The following is an 18808-nucleotide window of genomic DNA, read 5'->3' on the forward strand; positions in this document are numbered from 1 at the left end:
GGGGACGCTCTCCGGGGGGAACGCGCGGAGGCCGTGCCCCGCTTGTGCGGGCACGGCCTCCGGGAAGTGCGGTCCGACACGGCCTGGGGCGGGGACTACTTCGCCTTGACGACGACCGTCGAGCAGACCTTGTCCGCGAACGTCTGCTTCTTCGAGTCCCAGAGCGGCCACAGCCACCCGAGGTAGCAGGCGAACGAGTCGAGCGTGTGGGCGACGCGCCGCACGAAGGCCATGCCGAAGCCGAGCGGGCGCCCGTCCGCCTCGCGCAGGACCTTGATGCCCACGGCCCGCTTGCCGATGGTCGCGCCCGTGGAGCCTTCCTGGACCAGCATCCAGATGATCACGCCGATGATGCCGAGGAATCCGACGATGCTCAGGATGCCGCCGAGGGCGGACGAGTCACCGCTCGACAGCCCGGCACCGACGATGACGACGATGTACGGGACCAGGAGGACCAGGCCGTCGACGAGGGTGGCGAGGAACCGCCAGCCCCAGTTGGCCAGTTCGGGGCGACCGCTGCCGGGGCCGTAGCCGGGGACCGGCGCGTAGCCGTACGGCTGCTGCGGGGGAACGCCGTAGGGCTGGCCGGGCTGCTGCGGGTAGCCGTACCCCTGCGGGCCGCCCTGCGGCGGGACGCCCTGCGGGGGCTGCTGCGGGTAGCCGTAGCCGGGCTGACCGGGCTGACCCGGGTTCTGGCCCGGCTGCTGGCCGTAGGGGTTGGTCGGTTCGCCGAAGCTCATGGGGTGTTTCCTTCAACCTGTGCGCGAGGGACGTTGCCGCGAGGAAGAAAGGAGGCAGTGCATCAGCGGTCCGCCCCCCATACCCACCGCGGCACTGCACGCTCATCGTTATAAGCAGATCATCGGTTTGTCCAGAGCGGGGCGCCGGCTGTTGTGCAAGTGCAACGCGTACGGGTCGCCGCCGGACCCGAATTGGTATGCGGGAGGGTTCATCCGCGAGGATGGGGGCATGACTGCCCAGATTCTCGATGGCAAGGCCACCGCAGCCGCGATCAAGTCCGAACTGACCGTCCGCGTGGCGGCTCTCAAGGAGCGGGGCATCACGCCCGGCCTCGGCACCCTGCTCGTCGGGGACGACCCGGGCAGCCGGTGGTACGTCAACGGCAAGCACCGCGACTGCGCCCAGGTCGGCATCGGCTCGATCCAGCGCGAACTCCCCGACACCGCCACCCAGGAGGAGATCGAGGACGTCGTACGCGAGCTCAACGCCAACCCGGAGTGCACCGGGTACATCGTGCAGCTCCCGCTCCCCAAGGGCATCGACACCAACCGCGTGCTGGAGCTGATGGACCCGGCCAAGGACGCCGACGGGCTGCACCCCATGAACCTCGGCCGCCTCGTCCTCAACGAGACCGGCCCGCTGCCCTGCACCCCGCAGGGCGTCGTCCAGCTGCTCCGCCACCACGGCGTGGAGATCAGCGGGAAGCACGTCGTGGTCGTCGGGCGCGGTGTCACGATCGGCCGCCCGATCCCGCTGCTGCTGACCCGCAAGTCCGAGAACGCCACGGTCACCCAGTGCCACACCGGCACCCGGAACCTCTCCGCCCACCTCAAGGAGGCCGACATCATCGTCGCCGCCGCCGGGGTGGCCCACATCATCAAGCCCGAGGACGTGAAGCCGGGCGCCGCCGTGCTCGACGTCGGCGTGAGCCGCGACGAGAACGGCAAGATCGTCGGAGACGTCCACCCGGGCGTCGCCGAGGTCGCGGACTGGATCTCCCCGAACCCGGGCGGTGTCGGCCCGATGACCCGCGCGCAGCTGCTGGTCAACGTCGTCGAGGCCGCCGAGCGCGACGCCGCCGAGGCGGACGCCCAGGCAGCCGGCTGACCCCGACGCAACCGACCAGCGCCCGGAAGGAAACCGATGGCTGCTGCTACCAGCCCGGCCGACCCCGCCCGCAGCGACGCGGGAGGCGGTGAACCGGCCGGAGGTCCCACCGGGAAACCCGCGCCGGGACCCTCCGAGGGGTCCTCTGCCGAGCCTTCGACGGAGGCCGCTGCCGAGCCTTCGACGGAGGCCGCTGCCGAGTCCGCCGGGCCCGCTTCCGTGTCCTCCGCGGAGTCCACCGGGGGCGCGGAACCGCAGGACACCTCCGCGGAACCGCAGGACACGTCCGCGGAACCGCAGGACACCTCCGCGGAACCGCAGGACACCTCCGCGGAACCGCAGGACACCTCCGCGGAACCGCAGGACGTCTCCGCGGAGGCGCCCCAGCGGTCCTGGCGGTTCACGCTGACCCGCGACACCGCCCGCCCCGAAGGCGGCGGGCGGGCGGCGTCGGGCGACGCCCCCGCCCCGGCCCGCCAGTGGCCGCTGCTCACGGTGCTCGTGACGGCGGCCCTGGGGCTGCTGCTCGTGGCCACCGACCCGTTCGCCGAGGCGTTCCGGATCGGGTCCCTGCTGATCGGCGTGGCCCTGCTGATCGGGGCCGTACTGCGCTGGGTGGTCCCGTCGGTGGGCATGCTGGCCGTACGGTCCCGGTTCACCGACCTGGTCACGTACGGGGTGATGGGCACGCTGATCGTGCTGCTCGCGCTGATGGCGCAGCCGAAGCCGTGGCTGGACATCCCGGTGCTGGAGGACGCGGTCCACTTCACGATCCGCTGACGGCCCGTGAGCCGACCGGCGTGACGGGCCGCTTGCGCCCGTGGGACGACCGGTGTGACGGGCCGTGCGGGCGCCCGTGGGGTGTCCGTCCCTTCCCCCGACAGGGACGGACACCCGGGGCGGGCGCGGCGGGGCGGTGCGGCCCCGGCGGACGGCTGCGCGAGCGCCGTCCGCGGCCCGCTCCAAGAGTCATGGACACGATCAGGCGGGGCAAGGAAGGGCCTGCGCCTGTGGCACGGAAGTGACCATTCCGGCACCGTGTGACCGCTCTGCGACTGCCCTGCCACCACGGGGTGACCGTCGCGCTCACCGGATACCGGTCGCTGGTCCGCCTGTCCTGTGCGGACAACGGCGCCCGCTTCGGCTTCGCGTGAAGATTCACCGACTGCTGTACGACCGGCCCCGAACACCGTGTCGTCCCCGCTCTCGGGGGGTGTACGGGAATCCGCTCCCGGAGTCGGGCGTCGGTCCGAAGAGTCCGCACGCAAGCCCCCGCCCCCGGGTCCCGCCGCCTCCCGACGGCCACCGGTACGGGGAGTCTGTGGGCCGTGACACAGGGGGGCGGGCCGTCGGCACGGCCAGGGTCGGATAGCCTGACCGACGGATATCTCTTCACATCAAGATTCAGGAGATGTCCAGCTCCAGGGGCCATGAGCCCCCACCGCCAGCTGTCTAACGGAGATCGCCATGACCCGCACTCCCGTGAATGTCACCGTGACCGGCGCGGCCGGCCAGATCGGCTACGCGCTGCTCTTCCGCATCGCCTCCGGCCACCTGCTCGGCCCGGACGTGCCGGTCAACCTGCGTCTCCTGGAGATCCCGCAGGGTCTCAAGGCAGCCGAGGGCACCGCGATGGAGCTCGACGACTGCGCCTTCCCGCTGCTGCGCGGCATCGAGATCACGGACGACGCCAACGCCGCGTTCAACGGCGCCAACGTCGCGCTGCTCGTCGGCGCCCGTCCGCGTACCGCGGGCATGGAGCGCGGCGACCTGCTCTCCGCCAACGGTGGCATCTTCAAGCCCCAGGGCAAGGCCATCAACGACAACGCCGCGGACGACATCAAGGTCCTCGTCGTCGGCAACCCGGCCAACACCAACGCGCTCATCGCGCAGGCCGCCGCCCCGGACGTCCCGGCCGAGCGCTTCACCGCGATGACCCGCCTCGACCACAACCGCGCGATCTCGCAGCTGGCCGCCAAGACCGGTGCCGCCGTCTCCGACATCAAGAAGCTGACGATCTGGGGCAACCACTCGGCCACCCAGTACCCGGACATCTTCCACGCGGAGATCGCCGGCAAGAACGCCGCCGAGGTCGTCAACGACGAGGCGTGGCTGGCCGACACCTTCATCCCGACCGTCGCCAAGCGCGGCGCCGCGATCATCGACGCCCGTGGCGCCTCCTCCGCCGCCTCGGCCGCCAACGCCGCCATCGACCACGTGTACACCTGGGTCAACGGCACCGCCGAGGGCAACTGGACCTCGATGGGCATCCCGTCGGACGGCTCCTACGGCGTCCCCGAGGGCATCATCTCGTCGTTCCCCGTCACCACGAAGAACGGCGCGTACGAGATCGTCCAGGGCCTGGACATCAACGAGTTCTCCCGCGCGCGCATCGACGCGTCGGTCAAGGAGCTCGTCGAGGAGCGCGACGCGGTCCGCGAGCTCGGCCTGATCTGATCCCGGGGGCTGTCCGCGGTCCGGCGGCCCGACCGGTCGGTTCGTCACCCCGCAGCGCCCGTACGGCACCAGCCGTGCGGGCGCTCCGGCGTGTCCGGGCGCCCTTCCGGGGGAGGGCCCGGCGCGCGACGTGAAGGTTGCGTGCGCGGCAACGCCCCTGGCGCACAATCGCCTCGCTTCGCCGCTCCGCTGCCGCTACATTGGCGTCCTTTCCCATGCAACTCCTGTGCGAACGAGCCGGGTTGCTCTCCGAAAGGGTGCAGGTGACCGTGACTTCCGTGCCGCCGCAGGAACCGCACGGCGGGGACGAACCGGGTGGCAGGCCGCCCGTTCACCCCGCGGGCAGCGAAGCGTGCCGACTGCTCTGCGCCGGAGTCCACCACCACGAGGGCTTCCGGAGCGCGGTGATCGACCACCTGTACGTCCAGGAGAACCGGATCGTCGCCCCCTCCGCGGGCTTCGACGCGGCACGCGTCCTGGCCCACGCACTGTGGGCCCGTAAGACCCAACTCCAGTGGGCGGCGGGCACGCTGGCGTTCTGGGTGCTGGCCGTCGTCGTCACCCAGGGCTTCTTCGCCGTCCTCGCCGGGGCGTCCTTCTGGCTCGGTGTCGCGCGGCTGATACGGGGTTCCGACGCCGAACCGCCCTTCTACCGCGTCGTCCCGGCCCTGGTGGTCCGCTGGTACGCCCGTTTCGTTCTGGGCCTGTTCGTGCTCACCGTCCTCGTGACGGTGCTGGGCGGCACCGTCGGGTTCCTCGACAGCGGCGACTCGTACGACTCCTACGACGGCTACGGCGGCTACGGCTCCAGCGGTTCGGACGAGGGCTTCCTCGACGGCCTCGGCGGCGTGTTCGCCCTGGGGCCGTCCCTCGTGGGCGGCCTCTCCGACGGGATGCCCACCTCCGTGCCCTGGCTCTGCCTGCTGGCCTTCGCGGGGCTCGCCGCCCTGGTGGGCCTCCAGCGCGGCCAGTTCTCCCGGGTGATGGGCGCCGAACTCTCGCCGCGGCGTTTCGCCGACCTCGCCGCCGACCCGGCGGAACGGTACGCGGGCGGGCGGTTCCGGTGGCTCCGCGACCGCATCCGCGTGGAGCAGAGCTCCCCGCTGATCATGTACAACGAGGACGATCCGTTCTGCGGGAGCGGGGACACCCGCCGCGCATGGAACCTCTCCGTGGAGCTCCGGCCGCGCACCGACGCCAAGGCCGAGCCCATCGACAACGCGGCGATCCTCCGCCGGATCGTGCCCCTCCTCGAAGGGCTCCGGGTGCCGTCCCCGCACGGTTCGCCGCAGGCCGCCGCCGCCGTGCGCGACCGGCTGCGCGAACTCCAGGTGGACGAGTGCGTGTTCCTTCCCGTACGCGGGCTGCCGAGGCGCCAGGACGCGCCGTACGGACCGGAGGGGTTCGAGGCGCACCGGCTCGCCGCCGTGGAGGAGGGCGGAGAGAGCCGCAGGCACTTCCTGAGGATCAGGGTCGGCGGCTGGGGCGAGGAGGTCGTCGTCACCGTCTACGTCCGGGTCCACACGCAGGGCGGGATGCTGATGCTGGAGGTCGCACCGCACATCCTCAAGCCGCTGCTGCCGCTCTTCCGGGAGCTGGACCAGATCGCGCACCAGCACCGCAACAACAGCTGGTTCGGCAAGGCGTACTGGGCGGTCACCCGGGTGCCGGGCTCCCTGATGGGCTCCCTGATCACCCTCGGCAGGGGCGGGGTGGGCAGCGGGAAGCAGCTCACCGAAGGCCATGGCGGCGCGCTGCCCGAGGGGCCCGCGCTGTCGGTCCGGGAGCTGGCCTCGGACACCCGGGCCACGCTCTTCCAGGAGATGGACATCGACCGCTATCTCAAGAGCATCGAGGACCGGGTGACCGGCGGGGTGCGCCTCGCCCTGCGCGAAGCGGGCTGGCAGACCGACGAGTTCGAGCAGAAGATCGTCCACATCGGCGCGGGCGGGGTCTTCATCGAGTCCGCGACCGACAGCGCCATCGGCATCGGCGACAACAACACCGTCACCAGCAACCGGCTGCGCGCCGAGCGGCGCGGCGGCGGCTCCTCCGGCAAGCCCGGCTCCCCGGGCGGCCGGGGTTCCTCGGGTACTCCGCCGCAGCGGGGCTCCGGACCGTCGTCCCCTTCGGCCCCGCCCTCGTCGCCGTTCGGCCCCGGCACGGGCCCGAGAGACCAGTGACCCGGCACCACCAGTGACCCAGCACCACCGGAGGGACATCACCATGGAGAGCACGGACGGACGGCGCAACCCCCCGCCCGGCGTGTACATCGGTTCCGTGACGGGCAGCCCGCTCGCCATCGGCAACCACAACAAGGTCACGCTGAACCAGGGTTCGGTTCCGGTCTCCGACGAGTATGCGGAACTTCTGCGTACCGTGCGGGAGTTGCGTGCCGACCTCGCCCGCTTCGTCGCCACCGACGCCACGGGGGCGCTCGACTCCGAACTTGCCGCAGTCGCCGAGGAGATCGAGACGGAAGGCGCCGTCGCACCCGGACGGCTCGCCCGTCTCCGCGAGGCCCTGGACGCGGCCGGCTCCTTCGTCGCGACCCTGGCGTCGGGCGTCGCGGTCGGCCACGAGCTCTCGGCCCTGCTGGGAGGCTGACCGATGACGGGCGGCGGCGCACCGCGCTGGAACGACGAGACACAGAGGTGGGAGACGGGCGACCGGCCCCCGGCGGCCGTACTGCCCCCGCTCCCCGCCTCCCCGCCGGTGGCCCCGGCCCGGCCGGCGACCCCGCCCGGACCGTACGTACCGCCGCCGCCCGACGGGGCACCGGACGCGGCACCCGGCGGATACGTCTACGGCCCCGACGGGCGGGGCGGGTTCGCGGGCGGCGGCGCCGGCGCCGCGGGCGGGTTCGGGCCCGGGTCCGGCGGCGAAGCGCACAGCGGGACGGGCGGTGGGACGGCCGGCGGGACGGGCGGTGGCTTCGTCGGCGGGTTCGTCGGCGAGATCGAGCCCGGGGACGGCGTGCGGGAGGAAGGCGTCGGCACTCTCTGGCAGCGGTTCACCCCGCTGACCGCCGGGCTCACCGTCGGTGTGCTCGCCGCGTGCACGGCCGCCCTCTGGTTCACGCTCGCGAAGGACGACGACCACCACCCCACCGCCCAGGGGGCGTCGGCCTCCGCGTCCGTGTCCGAGTCCGCCTCGGCGGCGGAGGGCGCCGCCGGGCAGGACACCGGTGAGGAGCCCGCCGCCGAACCGACCGGTGAGGGCCCGGCGCCCACGGACGAGGAGACCGCGACGGCGACGCCCGAACCCGGATACGCGACCGTCGCGGACCAGCGCGGCTTCACCGTCTTCGTGCCCGAGGAGTGGCAGCACCGCACCGAGGACGACCACGGCGTCTACTACACCTCCGACGACGGAACCTCGCTGCTCCAGATCTGGCAGGTCACCGGGGTCACCAGCGCCATGGACGCGGTGCACGCCGCCTCCGAGAGCCGCAGCGCCAGCCCCGGGTTCCAGGAGATCAGCGTCGAAGCGGTGGACTCCCCGGACGGCGGCGACGCCGCCGAGCTGGTCTACGCGTACGACCACGAGGCGACCGGTACCCGCCGCCAGGTGGTCGACCGGGTGTTCACCGCGTCGGACGGCAGGCTGTACGCCCTGCTGGTCGCCGCCCCCGACACGGCGTGGCCGCTCCACGAGGAGATCCTCGCCCAGGCGGTGGCCGGCTTCGACCCGGACGGCTCGGCGTTCTGACCGCCGCGTGCCCGCCGGGCCGGGTCGGCCGGGCGGGCACGCGGGTGGGTGAGCGGCCGGGGTCAGTGCGCGCCCGGGGTGTAGTGGCCCGGGACCATGCGGGTGCTCACGGCGAAACGGTTCCAGCCGTTGATCACGTTGATCGCGGCGACCAGGTGGGCCAGCTCGGTCTCGTCGAAGTGCTTGGCGGCGTTCTCCCAGACCTCGTCCGGCACGAACCCGTCGGTCACCACGGTGATCGCCTCGGTCAGCTCGATCGCCGCGATCTCCTTCTCCGTGTAGAAGTGCTTCGACTCCTCCCACGCACTGAGCTGCACGATCCGCTGGACGGTCTCGCCCTGGGCGAGGGCGTCCTTGGTGTGCATGTCCAGGCAGAACGCGCAGTGGTTGAGCTGCGAGGAGCGGATCTTCACCAGCTCGCCGATGACGGGGTCGAGTCCCTTACGGGCCGCCGCGTCCAGCCGGACCATGGCCTTGTAGACGTCGGGGGCCAGCTCCGCCCAGTTGAGGCGCGGGGTGTGCTCGGGGGTGAACTCGGACGTGGCGTGGGTGTGGGTCGGTGTCGTCATGCCCACCACGCTACGGCGCGGGTGGTGCCCGGCTATGGTCCATTTCCATGACGGATTCCTGGGCCACTTTCGGGGCCGACCTGCACCTGGAGCCGCACGCCGGGGGCCTGCGCGACGGGCTCATGGAGGCGCTGCGGGACGCCGTACGCACGGGGAGGCTGGCGCCCGGCGCCCGGCTGCCGTCCTCCCGGGCGCTCGCCGCGGACCTCGGGATCGCCCGGAACACGGTGGCGGACGCGTACGCGGAGCTGGTCGCCGAGGGCTGGCTCACCGCCCGCCAGGGCTCGGGGACCCGGGTGGCCCGGCGGTCGGAGCCGCGCGGCGGAACCCCGGCCGCCCGCAGGACCCTGCCCGTCCGCCGGCTGCCCACGTACAGCCTGATGCCCGGCCAGCCGGACCTGGCCTCCTTCCCGCGCGCCGCCTGGCTCCGCGCCTCCCGCCGCGCGCTCACCCAAGCCCCCAACGAGGCCTTCGGGTACGGGGATCCGCGCGGTCGCATCGAACTGCGCACCGCCATCGCGGAGTACCTGGGGCGGGCGCGCGGGGTGTACGCCGACCCGGAGCGGGTGGTGATCTGCTCGGGGTTCATCCACGGACTGCGCCTGCTCGGTGCGGTGTTGCGGAATCGGCGGGTGCGCGAGGTCGCCGTCGAGTCGTACGGGCTCGACTTCCACCGGGGCGTCCTCGCCGACGCCGGACTGCGCACCCCCTGTCTCCCGCTCGACCAACGGGGCTCGGTGACGGACGCGTTGGCGGGTGCGCGCGGGGTCGGAGCCGTACTGCTGACACCCGCCCACCAGTTCCCGACCGGCGTCCCGCTGGATCCGGACCGGCGGACGGCGGCCGTCGACTGGGCGCGCGCGACGGGCGGGGTGATCGTCGAGGACGACTACGACGGCGAGTTCCGCTACGACCGCCAGCCCGTCGGCAGCCTTCAGGGGCTCGACCCCGACCGGGTCGTCTACATCGGCACCGCGAGCAAGTCCCTCGCCCCGGGGCTGCGGTTGGGCTGGATGGTGACGCCCGCCGGCATGGTCGACGAAGTCGTCGACGCCAAGGGCCTCTCCGACTGGACCGGCTCCCTGGAGCAGCTGGTCCTCGCGGAGTTCATCGCCTCGGGCGCGTACGACCGTCACGTACGCGCGATGCGGCTGCGCTACCGGCGCCGTCGCGACCAGCTCGTCGCCGCCCTCGCCGAACGCGCCCCGGACATCCGGATCAGCGGCATCGCGGCCGGTCTGCACGCGGTCCTCGAACTCCCCGAAGGCACCGAGCGCTCGGTGATCTCCGCCGCCGCCTTCCAGGGACTGGCCCTGGAAGGCCTCTCCTTCTTCCGCCACCCGGACGCCGAACGGGAGCGCGACGCACTGGTCATCAGCTACGGCTCCCCGCCCGACAGTGCCTGGAAGGGGACCCTGGACGCGCTCTGCCGGGTGCTGCCGTGAGGTGCGCCCGGCCCGTGTCCTGGTCCGCCACCACCGCCGGGACGGGTGAACCGCCGCGCACCCTCACCAGCCGACCGCTCCGACTCCGCCTCACGCACCCGGAGGGAATCCGGCGGTGAGATGGGCCATGAGCTGCCCCGGCGCGTCCTCCTGGAGGAGATGGCCCGCGTCCTCGATCCAGTGGAGTTCGGCGTGCGGGACGTGTTCGTGCAGCCATCGTGCGTACTCCGGGGGAAGGATGCGGTCCTCCCGTCCCCAGACGATCCGTACCGGAATCGAGACGTCGCCCAGCAGATCCTCGTACGCGGCGGTGTCCGCCTGCCGGATCTGGCGGTACTGCCGGTAGAAGGCGGCCTGCCCCTCGGCTCCCCGCCACGGGGCGAGGTGCGCGTCGAGGACGCCCGGCCGGAAGCCGGAGTGCGTGGCGTGACGCAGATGGGCGGCGACCAGGGCCTCGTGCGCGTACCCCGGAAGTCGGCCGAAGACGTCCGCGTGCTCCAGGAAGAGCCGGAAGAGACCCCGCTCCCAGTCGCCCCCGCTCACCGCGTCGATGAAGGTCAGGTCCCGGTAGTCCCGCTTCTCCAGCAACAGCGTCCGCAGGGCCACGGCGCCGCCGATGTCGTGCGCGACGACGCTGGGGCGTTCCAGCCCCCAGTGACCGAGGAGCGCGGCGAAGTTCCGCGCGTGGGCCGCGAGGCCGAGGTCCTGTCCCTCGCGCTGGTCCGACCGGCCGAAGCCGAGGTGGTCGAAGACGTAGACCGTACGGGTGCGGGCGAGGGCCGGTGCGATGTCCCGCCAGAGGTACGAGGAGTACGGGGTGCCGTGCACCAGCACGACGGGGTCCCCGCCGCCGAAGCGGTTCCATCGGATCGTCCCGCCGGGCGTCCCGAACTCCTCGTCCAGCTTCCACTCCACGGTGGACCTCCCTCTCTCTGACGGTGGCCGGCGATACCGAGCCGTTGGCCGGTATTCCCGGAGAGTGGGCGTCTGCCCCGGAAAAGCCCCGGCACCACCCTCCCGTGGAGCGCGGTGACCTGCTCCGGGGAGCGTCGCGGCCGGGCCCCGGAGCGGTTTCCGGAGCGGTCGTCGGACGGTCGCCGGGGCGCCACGGAATCACCGCCCGTCCGCCCCGAACAGCCCCCGGAACGCGCACACTTATTCACCGGGGGTGTGCGCCGGTGCGGCCTATGATGCTCCGATGCTGAAGTTCACCGACGTCATCCTCGACTGCCCCGATCCCTGGAAGCTGGCCGAGTTCTACGCCGAGCTGCTGGGCTGGGAGATCAACACCGAGATCAGTCAGAAGGACTGGGTCAACCTGCGCAACGACGGGATCGAGCTGTCGTTCCAGCGGGTCGAGTCCTACCAGCCGCCCGTCTGGCCGGGCCAGGAGCACCCGCAGCAGTTCCATCTCGACTTCGAGGTGGACGAGTTCGAGCCCGAGCACCAGCGGGTGGTCGAGCTGGGGGCGACGTTCCTGAAGAGCTTCGTCGGCGAATCCGGTTACGGCTGGCAGGTCTACACCGACCCGGCCGGGCACCCGTTCTGCCTCTGCCGCAATCGCCCCCAGGACTGAGGGGCCGCCACGACGGCGAACCGGCGACCGGCCCGCCCGGGTCCACGGCGAACCGGCGACCGGCACACCGCCCCGGCTCCACGACGGAGCCGGGGCGGTGTGCGTTCACGCGTGCGGGTTCGTCCTGAGGTCACACGTCCCTGGTGCACGGCAGGGACGCGATGTCGTCGATCGGCAGCAGGGCGATGCCGGCGGGCGGCATCGCGGCGAACAGGGCGGTGGTCGCCGGGTCGTCGGGTACGGCGCCCTCGGCCTCCTCGAAGTACTCCTTCATGTACGTCCGGACCGGCTCGGACGGAACGACCGCCGCGCTGTCGGCCGCGTCCGCGAGCTCCGGCGCGGTGGCGAGCAGCGCCAGCACCATGCCGGGCACCCTGGCGGCGCCGGGGCGCAGGGAGGGCTGGAAGTAGGGCACGTCCAGGACACGGGCGCCGTGGCGGGCGTAGAAGCGCAGACGGGCGGTCTGGTCGCCGTGTTCGCCGTCCGGGGTGTGCGCGGCGGGGTGCTCGACCTCGGCGAGGGTCAGCAGCGGGTGGACCCGGGTCTGCCAGCCGCTGCGGATCTCGGCCATCAGGGCCCCGCCGATGCCCGAGGATCTCAGGTCCCGGCGCACCGCCATGTACGAGAGCAGCAGCACCCTGCCGGCCGGTGACCACTCGGCGATGGCGGCACCGTCGGGGCGGCCCTCGCGGACGACGGCCGAGATCCACTGCGCCCCCGATTTCAGCCCTGCGCGCAGCTCCTCGCGGGTGATCAGTTCGTGGTTCGGGAAGTTGGGGACGAGGAGTTCGTCGTACACCACGTCCAGCAGCGGGCTGTCCAGCCCGATGTCGGTCACCTGCATGTCGTCTGTCCGTCCCTTTCCTGCGCCTGCGCCGCGGTCCCACCCGGGCGGTGGGACCGCGGTGCAGGCGTGCCGAGTACCTGACCGGGCGCCCCGGATGCATACCCGCCGGTGTCAGGGCTCAGCCTGGCAGACGGAGGCGCGCGGACCGGCAGGGCCGCCCGTCCGGCCGGTGCGTGTCATCCGTGGCCGGTCAGGGGGTGGTCGGCTCGGGCAGAGGTCTTCCGGCGGACTCGTCGGCCGCCTTCAAGCGGCGGCCGACGCATGCGGTGACGGCGGGCACGACCGCCGTCATCTGCGGGCGCCAGCCGGGCACCGCGTTGACCTCGCAGACGGTGAAGGCGTCCTCGGAGGCGAAGAGGAGGTCCACCCCGGCGATGGCGAGCCCCATCGCCTCGGCCGCCCGTACGGCCAGCGCCTCCGCCTCCGGGAACTCGCCCGGGCAGATGGTGGCCGAGCCGCCCTGGCCGATGTTCGAGGCGAGGCCGCCGTTGCGGGCGGTGCGGACGGCGGCACCCACGGTCTCCCCGTCGACCACGATCAGCCGCAGGTCCCGGCCGTGGGAGTGGGAGACGTATTCCTGGAAGAGGTGCGGGGTCTCCTGGGCCAGGGCGCCCGCGATGCCGCGCAGCAGGTGGGTGTCGGGGGCGAGGAAGACCTGCTTGCCCTTGTGGCCGGTGACGGACTTGACCACGCACGGGGTGTCGAGGCCGGTGGTGCGGACCACGCCCTCCAGCGGCGCCGTCCCGTACGAGAGGGTGTCGGGCACCGGAAGTCCGGCGAGGGCCAGTTCCTGCGTCTGCCAGACCTTGTTGCGGCAGAGGAGGTGCGCCGCCAGCGGATTGACGAGGGTGGCCCCCATGCGTTCCAGATGACGCAGCAGGGTCACCTCGCGGTCGTAGTGCATGGAGCCGGGGGTCTGGCGTATGAGGACGACCTTCGGGGCGGGTACCTCCGCGCCGCCCAGGGTCCGCAGGAACAGCCGCCCCTGGTGGACGCCGAACACGAACTCGTTGGTGTGCCAGACGGCGAACCTCGGGCCGTGGATCTCCGCGAGGGCGTCCGCCAGCCTCTGCGTCGCGCCCTGCAGCGGTACGGGGAGCGCCCGTACCAGCAGCCACACGTCGGTGGGGGGCAGTAACTCCGTACGCTGCATCGTCTGTTCGCCTCTCCGGGTTCGGCAACGGGACCGGCAGGAACTTAGCGTGGCAAGCGCGAACTCCTGGGGGGAACGGGGATGTTGCATCCCAAAGAGCGTCCGCGGGGCGGAGGGGAGCCGCAGTGGCGCCCGGCCGGCCCGGCGCCGGCCGGGGGCCCACGAGGCGCCGGTCGGGAGCCCCGAGTCGCCGGTCGGGGGCCCCGAGTCGCCGGTCGCGGGGCGCGGGCCCAAGGGGGGTGGACCCGTGCCCTCGCGGGTCACAGCCGTTCGCCCCGGCTCCGCGCGTTGCACCGCGCGTTCTCGGCGCGCAGCCGCTCGGCGGGGTCCGCGAACCTGACCTGTTCCGGATCGGCCTGCCATTCGGCCCCTCCGGCCACCGGCCGCAGCTGCCAGTGGGTGCCCGCGACGCTCCGGAACTCGCCGATCACCCCCGGGCGTGACGCGTCCACCACCAGCGCCCCGACGGCGGGTTCGCTTCTCTTGGCGTTCACTCTTCTCGTCCTCTCCGCACCCTGGTGGTGCTCTTCGGTACGCCTGGTGGGCGTCCCGGCATCCCTAAGAGTGAGGCAGAAACGGGCCGGTTGGTATGGAAACGGAGACCGACCTGCGCGGGGGTCATCCGGGTGCATGCGTCCGGGCCCTACCGGCGTCGTCACGGCGCCCGCTCCGGATGGCCGGACCGCCGGTCGGGAGCGGGGGGATGAAATCCGGGAGGCAGGTTGACCGGGGCGCGATCGGCTCGCGCGGGCGTGGCGCGCGGGCCCGGCGGTGCGGGGCGCGGGCGTACCCGACGCGCCCCGCACCGCCGTCTCAGGAGGCGCTGCCGGGGGCCGGTTCGAAGGCGGTCGGCAGCGAGCCGGGGGTGACCGGGGTCCGCTGGCCGGAGCCGGTGACCGGCAGCCGGGCGCCGTCCTGGGCCGGGTCCACGTACCGGGCGAACCAGGCGTCCAGGCGGGCGGCGAGATCGGTGCGCTCGGCGGCGCGGGCCGGGTCGTCGACGAGGTTGTACTCCTCACCGGGGTCCGCGGCCAGGTCGTAGAACTCGTGCGGGCCGTGCGGGTAGCGGTGGACGTACTTGAGGTCCCGGGTGCGGATCATGCGGACCGGGCCGTACTCGTCGTAGACGACGACGCGTTCGCGGTCGGGGGACGCCCCGGCGCTGTCGTCCGCGCCGGGGTGCGCACCGGCGTCCGTACGGTCCGTGCCGGGGTGGGCATCCGCGTCCGCGCCGGGGTGCGCGGCGGCGTCCGTGCGGTCCGTGCCGCCGTCCGTTCCCGCCAGGATGTCCGCGAAGGAGCGGCCCGGGAGGGCGGGGTCGTGGCGGTGGCCGATGCCGAGGTGTTCCACCAGCGTCGGGAGTACGTCGTACTGGGAGAGCAGCGCCTCGCTGTGGCGGCCGGCCGGGATGCGGCCGGGCTGCGCGATCAGGAAGGGGACCAGGACCGAGCTGTCGTACATGTTCTGCGGGAAGGTGCCGTTGCCCTTGCCCCAGATGCCGTGGTGCCCGGCGTTGAAGCCGTTGTCGCTGGTGAAGATGGTCAGCGTCGATTCGCTGAGCCCGAGCGCGTCGAGCCGGTCGAGCACCCGGCCGATGGCCGCGTCCATCGCGGTGGTGGCGGCGAAATAACCGATCAGGGCCTCGCGGGTGTCGCTCTCGCCGCCGACGGGGGCTCCGTTCTCGTCCACGGGCTGCCAGGGGTGTGCGGGGCCCTGCGGGCAGCTGTCGAAGGCGCAGTCCTCGTACAACGCCGTGTACTCGGGCGGGTGGTGGCCCTTCCACGGCTTGTGCGGGGCGGTGAAGTGCAGGGAGAGGTGGAAGGGCTCGGGCCGGTCGGACTCGGCGGTGAGGAAGTCCTGCGCGTCGGCGGCGAGCGCGTCGGTGAGGTACGCGGGCTCCTCGGTCCGCACGCCGTCCCGGTAGAGCGGGGCGCCGTAGTACGGGCCGCCGCCGCTCTCGTGCGCGTACCAGTGCACGAAGCCCTTGCGGGGGCGGTCGTTGGCGCCCAGATGCCACTTGCCGCTGAGGCCGAGGCGGTAACCCGCGTCGGCGAGGACGTCGGTGAACAGGGTCCTTCCGGACAGGAAGTCGATGCCCGTCCGCCCGGCGTGATGGTACGAGAGCCAGTCGTGCACCCCGTGCTGGGACGGGAGTTCGCCGGTGAAGAGCGAGGCGCGGGCGGGCGAGCAGACCGGCGAGGTGCAGAAGAAGCGGCTGAAACGGACCCCGCGGTCCGCCAGCGCGTCGAGGTGCGGGGTGTGGATCTCGTCGTTGCCCGCACAGCCCATGGCCCACGGCCCCTGGTCGTCCGAGAGGATCAGCAGGACGTTGGGGCGGTACGGGTCGCGGCTGGCCATGGGGGTCCTCCTCGGTTGGACCGGACGTGAGGCGGGCCGCCCCGGCGGGGGCCCGGACCGGCGCCGCGGTACGGGGGCCGGGCGCGCGGGTACGGAGCCGGGCGCCGGGTCCGGGGCCGGGCGCCGGAGTGCGGGGTCGGACCCGGTGGGCCGGGCGGTGGTGGTGGTGGCACCACCGGCTCCCGGCAGCCACACGGCGCGTACGCCGGACTGTGCAGAGCGTGGGGTCTGGTGGCCGAATAAGTCAACTGTTTCAGGCGAATGAATTGCTGATGTCTTGGGATCGGGTTCGCCTACGCGTCCCGTGCCGGTCACCCGCTACTACCTGCTCTCTAGGGCGTGTGCCGGATCGGCTGCCGAGGGGTCCCAAATTCATATGTAATTCATGCGCTTCAAGAGCGATTGACCGCTCTATGAATGGCTGGAAATCATTGGGCCACTTCGCACGCCCCGCCTCAGACCCCCGTCTCCGAGGAGAGCCATGCCTTCCGACCGATCCGCGCGCCTTTCGCGCCGCACCGTTCTCGCCGTCGCCTTGGCGGCGACCCTCGGCCTCACGGCATCCGCATGTTCGTCCGGCGCCTCCTCGGCCGGCGGGGGCGGCGACTCGTTCACCTACTGGTCGATGTGGAAGCAGAACGAACCGCAGGCCAAGGTGTTGCAGGCCGCGATCGACACGTTCACCAAGGACACCGGCATCAAGGTCCGGGTGCAGTGGAAGGGCCGGCAGGTCGTCCAGCAGCTGGCTCCCACCCTGAACACCGCCAACGTCCCCGCCGACCTGGTCGACTCGGCGGACCGCTTCGCCTACGCCCAACTCCAGGCCACCGGCCAGGCGCTCGACCTCACGTCCGTGCTCGACCAGGAGATACCCGGCGAGACGGGCAGCACCGTCGGCAGCGTCGTACCGGCCGCCTACCGCGACCTGAACACGGACAAGGGCGCCCTCTGGCAGATCCCCTACGAGGTGCTCACCACCCAGGTCTGGTACGACGGCAAGGCCCTGCCCGCCATGGCCGCCAAGCCGCCGGCCACCTGGGAAGAGTTCACGGCGCTGCTCGCGGACCGGAAGAAGGAGCGCGGCGACGGCCCGCTCGCGCTGGACGCCGACATCGCGGACTACTCCGCCTACTGGACGTACTACGCGGTCCTGCGCGCACTCGGCCCCGGCGCCTTCGGCAAGGCGGCCACCGACCCGACCGGAAAGGCCTTCGAGGCGCCGGAGTTCGTCGCCGCGCTGAAGCGGGTTCAGGACCTGGTCGAGGCCGGTGACTTCACCGGGGGCTACGACGGTTCCAAGTGGCCCGCCGTGCAGCAGAAGTGGGCCAAGGGCAAGTCGGACTTCCTGCTGCTGGGCACCTTCGCGCCCAGCGAGACCGCCGAGTTCGCCTCGCCCGGCTTCACCTACCGCTCGTTCCCCGTACCGGCGGTGAACACGGACGGCGGGAAGCAGGCGCAGGACATCTCGCTCATCGGCTTCTCCATCCCGAAGAAGGCGAAGAACACCACCGCCGCGAGCAAGTTCATCGCCTACTTCTTCGCCAAGCAGCAGCTCTCCGGCATCTCCACCGAGGCCAAGAACATCACCCCCCGTGCGGACATCCCCGCGCCGGCCGAACTCGCCGACGCGCAGAAGGCCCTGGCCGCCGGTACACCCGTCAAGACGCTCGACGGGGTCAAGGAGACCGCGGCCGAGTGGTACACCAAGGTCTTCCAGCCGCTCAACACCAGCTTCATCACCGGAAAGTTGAGCGCCGAGTCCTTCGCGGGCAAGCTCAAGTCCGGCACCGCCGACTACTGGAAGAACGCCTCGTGACGGCCACCGAGATGACGGCCACCGAACCGACGGCCACCGAAGCGAAAGCCGCCGACCCGCGCACCGGCGGTGGGACGGTGGGCGGAGCGCGCACCGGCGGGAAGCCGTCAGCCGTACGCCCCACCGCCACCCGCACCAGCCCGCTCGCCGCGCGGCGCCGCAAGCTGTTCTGGCCGCTCCTCGCGCCGGCCGTCCTCGTCTACGTCGTCTTCTTCGCCGGACCGTCGCTCTACACGGTGTGGCTCAGCTTCAACAAGTGGGCCGGGGCGGGCCCCATGACCTTCGTCGGCGTCGACAACTACCGCCGTCTGTTCGACGATCCGACCTTCCAGCAGTCCTTCACCAACACCCTGTGGATCATCCTCGGCGTCGGCGGGCTGACCTTCCTGGTCTCCTTCGGGCTGACGATGGTGCTCCGGGACATGAAGGGCCGCAAGGCCGCCCGCTCCATCCTCTTCTTCCCCAACATCGTCCCGAGCGTGGTGCTCTCGATCCTCTGGGGGTTCCTCTTCCAGCACGACGGGCTCGCCGACGCGCTGGTGGGCGCCCTGGGCATGGAGCACCCGCCGAACTGGCTCGGCCAGGGCAATATCTTCCGGGTCATCATGGTCGGCCTGGTCTGGACGTCGACCGGCTTCTACACCACCATCCTGATGGCCGCCGTGGACCAGATCCCGCCGGAGCTGTACGAGGACTGCGAGCTGGCCGGAGCCAACGCCCTGCAGAAGTTCCGCCATGTGACGCTGCCCCTGATGTGGGAGGTCGTCGGCGTCTGCGCGGTGCTCTGGACCATCAGCGCCGTCAAGGTCTTCGAGTTCATCTACGCCTTCGCCGGAGCGGCCGGACAGATGCCCGACGCCGGGGTGTGGAACACCGCGCTCTACACCTACGGGGAGGCGTTCGCCTCCGGTGGCGTACCCCGATACGGCTCCGCCGCGGCGAGCGCCGTCGTGATGGTGACCCTGGTCGGTGTCCTCGTCGTGCTGATCCGCCGCGTCATGCGGCGCGACACCGTGCAGTTCTGACCC

The 18808-nt window shown here is 72.2% G+C and carries 17 protein-coding genes; 10 read left to right on the top strand and 7 right to left on the bottom strand.

Features of this window, described 5'->3' with window-relative positions; all coding sequences use genetic code 11:
* Nucleotides 1-95: 95 nt before the first annotated feature.
* Nucleotides 96-740: an RDD family protein gene (locus ACFWEE_RS03800; RefSeq protein ID WP_386886063.1), complete on the bottom strand. Its 645-nt coding sequence runs from the start codon at nt 738-740 to the stop codon at nt 96-98.
* A 229-nt stretch (nt 741-969) separates the two neighbouring features.
* Here ACFWEE_RS03800 and ACFWEE_RS03805 point away from each other — a divergent pair, with 229 nt between their 5' ends.
* The 6 genes from ACFWEE_RS03805 (at nt 970) to ACFWEE_RS03830 (ending at nt 8016) form a co-directional block, all read left to right on the top strand.
* A complete protein-coding gene (locus ACFWEE_RS03805) occupies nt 970-1848 on the top strand; it encodes a bifunctional methylenetetrahydrofolate dehydrogenase/methenyltetrahydrofolate cyclohydrolase (protein WP_386886065.1) in 879 nt (292 codons plus the stop codon).
* A 36-nt stretch (nt 1849-1884) separates the two neighbouring features.
* On the top strand, nt 1885-2628 hold the full coding sequence (locus tag ACFWEE_RS03810) for a DUF3017 domain-containing protein (protein ID WP_386886067.1): 744 nt from the start codon (nt 1885-1887) through the stop codon (nt 2626-2628).
* 687 nt (nt 2629-3315) lie between these two features.
* Nucleotides 3316-4305: a malate dehydrogenase gene (locus ACFWEE_RS03815; RefSeq protein WP_386886069.1), complete on the top strand. Its 990-nt coding sequence runs from the start codon at nt 3316-3318 to the stop codon at nt 4303-4305.
* A 263-nt stretch (nt 4306-4568) separates the two neighbouring features.
* Nucleotides 4569-6488 (top strand): hypothetical protein, encoded by a 1920-nt coding sequence (locus ACFWEE_RS03820; RefSeq protein WP_386886070.1) that lies wholly within the window; start codon nt 4569-4571, stop codon nt 6486-6488.
* Between the two features lie 43 nt (nt 6489-6531).
* A complete protein-coding gene (locus ACFWEE_RS03825) occupies nt 6532-6912 on the top strand; it encodes a hypothetical protein (protein WP_386886072.1) in 381 nt (126 codons plus the stop codon).
* 3 nt (nt 6913-6915) lie between these two features.
* On the top strand, nt 6916-8016 hold the full coding sequence (locus ACFWEE_RS03830; protein ID WP_386886073.1) for a serine/arginine repetitive matrix protein 2: 1101 nt from the start codon (nt 6916-6918) through the stop codon (nt 8014-8016).
* A 62-nt stretch (nt 8017-8078) separates the two neighbouring features.
* Here the strand turns inward: ACFWEE_RS03830 and ACFWEE_RS03835 are convergent, their stop codons facing one another.
* Complete coding sequence (locus tag ACFWEE_RS03835) at nt 8079-8585, bottom strand: carboxymuconolactone decarboxylase family protein (RefSeq protein WP_386886075.1); 507 nt, start codon at nt 8583-8585, stop codon at nt 8079-8081.
* Between the two features lie 47 nt (nt 8586-8632).
* Between ACFWEE_RS03835 and ACFWEE_RS03840 the strand changes: the two genes are divergently transcribed.
* Complete coding sequence (locus ACFWEE_RS03840; protein WP_386886077.1) at nt 8633-10030, top strand: PLP-dependent aminotransferase family protein; 1398 nt, start codon at nt 8633-8635, stop codon at nt 10028-10030.
* Between the two features lie 90 nt (nt 10031-10120).
* Here the strand turns inward: ACFWEE_RS03840 and ACFWEE_RS03845 are convergent, their stop codons facing one another.
* Complete coding sequence (locus tag ACFWEE_RS03845; protein WP_386886078.1) at nt 10121-10945, bottom strand: alpha/beta fold hydrolase; 825 nt, start codon at nt 10943-10945, stop codon at nt 10121-10123.
* Between the two features lie 283 nt (nt 10946-11228).
* Here ACFWEE_RS03845 and ACFWEE_RS03850 point away from each other — a divergent pair, with 283 nt between their 5' ends.
* Nucleotides 11229-11606, top strand: a complete 378-nt coding sequence (locus ACFWEE_RS03850; RefSeq protein WP_386886080.1) for a VOC family protein — start codon at nt 11229-11231, stop codon at nt 11604-11606.
* A gap of 130 nt (nt 11607-11736) precedes the next feature.
* On the opposite strand, the gene ACFWEE_RS03855 is transcribed toward ACFWEE_RS03850, so the two are convergent.
* From ACFWEE_RS03855 to ACFWEE_RS03870, 4 genes are all read right to left on the bottom strand, one after another.
* A complete protein-coding gene (locus ACFWEE_RS03855) occupies nt 11737-12450 on the bottom strand; it encodes a GNAT family N-acetyltransferase (protein WP_386886081.1) in 714 nt (237 codons plus the stop codon).
* Nucleotides 12451-12643: 193 nt separating this feature from the next.
* Nucleotides 12644-13606, bottom strand: coding sequence for a RimK family alpha-L-glutamate ligase (locus ACFWEE_RS03860; RefSeq protein ID WP_386886083.1), 963 nt, complete (start codon nt 13604-13606; stop codon nt 12644-12646).
* Nucleotides 13607-13866: 260 nt separating this feature from the next.
* Nucleotides 13867-14100 carry a hypothetical protein gene (locus tag ACFWEE_RS03865; RefSeq protein ID WP_386886085.1) on the bottom strand — a complete coding sequence of 78 codons (234 nt, stop codon included), beginning with the start codon at nt 14098-14100 and terminating at the stop codon, nt 13867-13869.
* Between the two features lie 319 nt (nt 14101-14419).
* On the bottom strand, nt 14420-15964 hold the full coding sequence (locus ACFWEE_RS03870) for a sulfatase-like hydrolase/transferase (RefSeq protein ID WP_386886086.1): 1545 nt from the start codon (nt 15962-15964) through the stop codon (nt 14420-14422).
* Nucleotides 15965-16445: 481 nt separating this feature from the next.
* Here ACFWEE_RS03870 and ACFWEE_RS03875 point away from each other — a divergent pair, with 481 nt between their 5' ends.
* Together ACFWEE_RS03875 and ACFWEE_RS03880 are read left to right on the top strand one after the other, a co-directional pair.
* Nucleotides 16446-17780: an ABC transporter substrate-binding protein gene (locus tag ACFWEE_RS03875; protein WP_386886088.1), complete on the top strand. Its 1335-nt coding sequence runs from the start codon at nt 16446-16448 to the stop codon at nt 17778-17780.
* Nucleotides 17777-18805, top strand: coding sequence for a carbohydrate ABC transporter permease (locus tag ACFWEE_RS03880; protein WP_386886089.1), 1029 nt, complete (start codon nt 17777-17779; stop codon nt 18803-18805). Before ACFWEE_RS03875 ends, ACFWEE_RS03880 begins: the two co-directional genes overlap by 4 nt.
* The last annotated feature ends 3 nt before the right edge of the window (nt 18806-18808 follow it).

The organism is Streptomyces sp. NPDC060184, assembly GCF_042728795.1.
Classification (GTDB): Bacteria; Actinomycetota; Actinomycetes; order Streptomycetales; family Streptomycetaceae; genus Streptomyces.